The organism is Romboutsia sp. (genome assembly GCF_035470145.1).
Taxonomy (GTDB): Bacteria; Bacillota; Clostridia; order Peptostreptococcales; family Peptostreptococcaceae; genus Romboutsia_D.
Window position 1 is genome coordinate 1 of record NZ_DATIRC010000133.1, and the last position, 3,920, is coordinate 3,920.

Genomic DNA, 3,920 nt, shown 5'->3' on the forward strand with positions numbered 1-3,920 from the left:
TATATGATTTTTAACTATAAAATCTTGAAAATCTTTTGCGCATACATCAGTAGAATTAAACATTTCACTTATTACTTCATCAGTAAAAATTGATACTTCTTCATAATATTTATCCGAATTCTCATCATATTTGCATAATGAATATGTTATTATCTCCCTCATTATCTCCTACCTTTTCAATAAAATAATTTTTATAAAACTTAATATTTATTATATCTCTATAAACCTATGATGTGTATATTTTTTATGTTAACACTAATTTTATAAATATCATAAAATAATATAGTTGCAAAAATTTAATATACAAGGGGTGGAAAGTAATATGGCAGATAATACTAAAAAAGTCATTATAGATGTCAATTCAGGTAATATAACAGATGAGTACTCAAAAGATAAAGTAACACTTGTAGGAGTATACCCATTCAAAGATATCCCATATGCAGATAATATAGAACTTGTTCTAAATCCAGAAAATGGAGAACCTATATCAATAAATTTTCCATATAGTGGATATAGCATGCAACTTTTTGTAGGTGATTTTACTGGAGATAATAAATCAGAAATTATGGTAAGAGGTGCATTTGGTGGCTCTGGTGGATTTGAAATTGCAGTTATTTACAAATATGAAGATAAAAGGCTAATAGAAATATTTAATCAAGACCTAGTTAATCAAAATAATCCTTGTACAGCTAAATATAAAGATAATTATAAAGTACACGTAAATTGCGATGATAAAAAATATTCTATAGATATATCCTCACGACCAAAAGAATATTTAGAACAAATATATACACCCAAAGGAGCCGTTAAACCTAATTATGAACCATATGTAGATTCTCCTAATGCAATTTATCCAATAAAACAAGTTTATAATGATGCATACCAACTTCTTATACAGCAAAGAATTGTAGGCATAGCAAATGCTGATACTTTAGGTGTAATTGAAACCTTAGCAAGTTTAATAAATTCTGAATTTGAAGTTATTTATAAAGGATTATTATTACCTCAATATAATTTTGACAGTAGGAAAGTTTCTAAAAAATTAAAAACTAAGAATGCTACTAACTTTTTTTAAAGAAGAAGATAGCTTATTTGATGCTGATACAAATAATATATTTATTATTAATTTTAGAAAGATTAGGTTTTTAGATATTATCTAAGAACCTTTTTATTGATTGATTTATTATGTACTAAAAAAGTATTATCATAATAAAATGACAATACTTTTGGTGGATTTTGCTTATTTAACATTTTAAATGATAAGTTGTTTTTGGGTTCAATATCTATTTTTCATTGCTTTGTTTTTGTTGAAACATACAAAATCCCTGCAGCATTTAAACCAGCATAGAAAACTTCCTCTACATTACAAACATTATGAGTCTTGAGTTGTTCTCTAAGCCATTGCTCATCATGATTAGTGCATTTTAAATTATTGTACATTATTTTACCATCAATAATTATATCCCTGGTTAATCCATTATAGTTTGTTGAAATATTTAAGTCGCCAGTTGTTATTGGTTGTTTATTCACTTTTAGTAATACAGTCAATTCTCCATCACTCTCTACGGCTGCAAGTGCTACATCATCTATATTAAATACGTCTTTTTCTCTTAATTGCATCATTAACTTATTTATAGTAATCTTTACTTTTTTTAAATTATAATCTAATAGTTTACCATTGCTTATTAGTATAATCGGCTCACCATCAACTAATTTTCTGAAATTAATACTTTTAATATCTAAATAATCTGTAATAACAACCAATATAGTAATAACAATTGCTGAAATTGTAGCTAAAAATGGTGATTCTTGTGAACCTAATGCTATTCTTACTGAAATAGACCCAAGGGTAATTCCAACTATAAAATCAAAAAACGTTATCTTTGATATCAATTTTCTTCCAATTATTCTTCCCAAGACTAATAGAATAATATAAGTAAAGATGCTCCTAAAAACTACTCCTATAATTTCTCTTGTCATAGTATACTCCTTGTATTAATTTCTTCATATTTAATATTCACCTCACCCTTAACAAATATTCATTTCCTCTTTAAAGATTCTCTCATATAGGGGTAATGTAACGATTCATACAAAAATAGCTATAAGAAATCATTTTCCATAAATCAAGAATGGAGATACTATCTTACGGCTGCTATGACATTAACTCTCACATAAGAAGGGAATTATCCGATTTATTTAAGCCTAAATAAAATTCTCCTACTATCTTATCTATTTATAAATTTTCTTATATACTTATAAGAAAGTTTGTGATATTATAAATAAGTATTATGTATACATAATACTTATTTATGTAGTATTTAGACTTATAGGAGGACTAACAATGACAAATGAAACAAAAGTAAAAGTTGTAACAGCTGACCCTTCAGCATTAGGACTTTTTGGACTAGCAATGATCACATTAGTTGCATCATCTCAAAAACTAGGAATAACTTCAGGGGTATCATTAATTTTACCATGGGCAATATTTTTAGGAGCTACTGCTCAATTATTTGCCTGTATAAATGACTTCAAGCACAACAATACATTTGGAGCTACTGCTTTTGGTGGTTTTGCATTTTTCTGGTCTGCAATTGGATTTACATGGTTAATACAAAATGGAGTATTTGGTCCTGAATTGGCAGCAGCTGCTGATACTAAACAATTAGGATTTGCTTACTTAGGATATTTAATATTCTCATTATTTATGACTATAGGGGCAATGGAAACTCATAAGGTATTATTTATAATATTTGTACTTATAGACTTTTTATTTATAGGGTTAACATTGACTTCATTTGGTATAGCGGAGCATGCTAGTCATCAATTTGCAGCATATTCTGAATTATCAATAGCAATAGTATCATTCTATGGTTCTGCTGCTGCTGTATTAAATACTCACTTTGGAAGAGTATTTTTACCAGTTGGAAAGCCGTTTGGTATATTTAAAAAATAATTATTATCTTGTTTAAGAATATTTTAAAGTATATTTATAACTAAATTCTTAAATTGTATAATTAATCACAATATATTAGAAAAACAAAAGACTCTTTATGATAAAATGTAGGTTTCATACAAACATAATCATAAGGAGTCTTTTATTTTCTGGTATAGAGGTAGTTTTTATTTACATACTATCTATTTTTATTTAATTATTTAGAATTATTTCTTATATGTTCTGCCACCTTAACATCTTCTCTTTTTATATGGTTAATTATCCAGTTAGCAACTTTACTATTAACTTCCCCAACCAACACAATACTTTGTCCATTTGATAAAAGTTTTTTATGTATACTTTCAACAGTTTCTATAAAGTGTTGATGGTCCTTTTTATGATTTTTGTAATCAGGGTAGTTATATCTCATTTGTAAAGCTTCTTCATGAGCAAAATGTGTTTTTGTATAAGAAGATAAAAATTTTACTGTCTTTTCTACTTCAGTTCTACCCTTTCCTACGCTACAAGCTTCTAATAAATTATTAATTGCTTTTATCAGTTCTTTATGTTCTGTATCAATTTGCATGTTCCCTGTTAGTAAATCATCCGACAATTTATATGCCATTTTTTGTCCCCCACAATCTATACATGTATTATTTTTTACAAATTTTAACAAAATTATATCACTATATTATACTAAAGTCAATTTTCAAGCATAAAGTCTCCATCATTTATATTATTATTTCAATTATAGCCATACAAAAATTCAATCAATAAAATTTCTATATAGTTTTTGTTATAAGTCTATTAATAGTTTTTACTATTTTTGAATAATGAAAAACCGTATCACTTACTTGTGATACGGTTCATCATTCCTTATCCTAAAATCATAAGAAAAAATCCTCGTTGATAATTATATAAAATATTGTAAAGAGTTTCATGGTAGAGTTTAACCGTTCTGAACCCCTCTATACCATTGAAATATATT

4 protein-coding genes are annotated in these 3,920 nt (G+C 26.7%); 2 read left to right on the forward strand and 2 right to left on the reverse strand.

From position 1 onward, the window contains the following. The first annotated feature begins 322 nt into the window (after positions 1–322). The gene (locus VLM92_RS05310; protein WP_325275315.1) at positions 323–1,075 is read left to right on the forward strand and encodes a hypothetical protein; all 753 of its coding nucleotides are present in this window, start codon (positions 323–325) and stop codon (positions 1,073–1,075) included. Positions 1,076–1,290: 215 nt separating this feature from the next. On the opposite strand, the gene VLM92_RS05315 is transcribed toward VLM92_RS05310, so the two are convergent. Then, the gene (locus VLM92_RS05315; protein WP_325275316.1) at positions 1,291–1,917 is read right to left on the reverse strand and encodes a DUF421 domain-containing protein; all 627 of its coding nucleotides are present in this window, start codon (positions 1,915–1,917) and stop codon (positions 1,291–1,293) included. A 424-nt stretch (positions 1,918–2,341) separates the two neighbouring features. Between VLM92_RS05315 and VLM92_RS05320 the strand changes: the two genes are divergently transcribed. Further along, positions 2,342–2,953 (forward strand): acetate uptake transporter, encoded by a 612-nt coding sequence (locus VLM92_RS05320; protein WP_325275317.1) that lies wholly within the window; start codon positions 2,342–2,344, stop codon positions 2,951–2,953. Between the two features lie 196 nt (positions 2,954–3,149). Here VLM92_RS05320 and VLM92_RS05325 read toward each other — a convergent pair whose 3' ends face one another. After that, positions 3,150–3,557, reverse strand: a complete 408-nt coding sequence (locus VLM92_RS05325) for a bacteriohemerythrin (RefSeq protein WP_325275318.1) — start codon at positions 3,555–3,557, stop codon at positions 3,150–3,152. Positions 3,558–3,920: the final 363 nt, after the last annotated feature.

What these genes read in the sequence shown, in the direction of transcription:
- VLM92_RS05325 (WP_325275318.1), bottom strand. Translation starts at nt 3,557, where the DNA reads ATGGCATATAAATTGTCGGATGATTTACTAACAGGGAACATGCAAATT.
- VLM92_RS05320 (WP_325275317.1), top strand. Translation starts at nt 2,342, where the DNA reads ATGACAAATGAAACAAAAGTAAAAGTTGTAACAGCTGACCCTTCAGCA.
- VLM92_RS05310 (WP_325275315.1), top strand. Translation starts at nt 323, where the DNA reads ATGGCAGATAATACTAAAAAAGTCATTATAGATGTCAATTCAGGTAAT.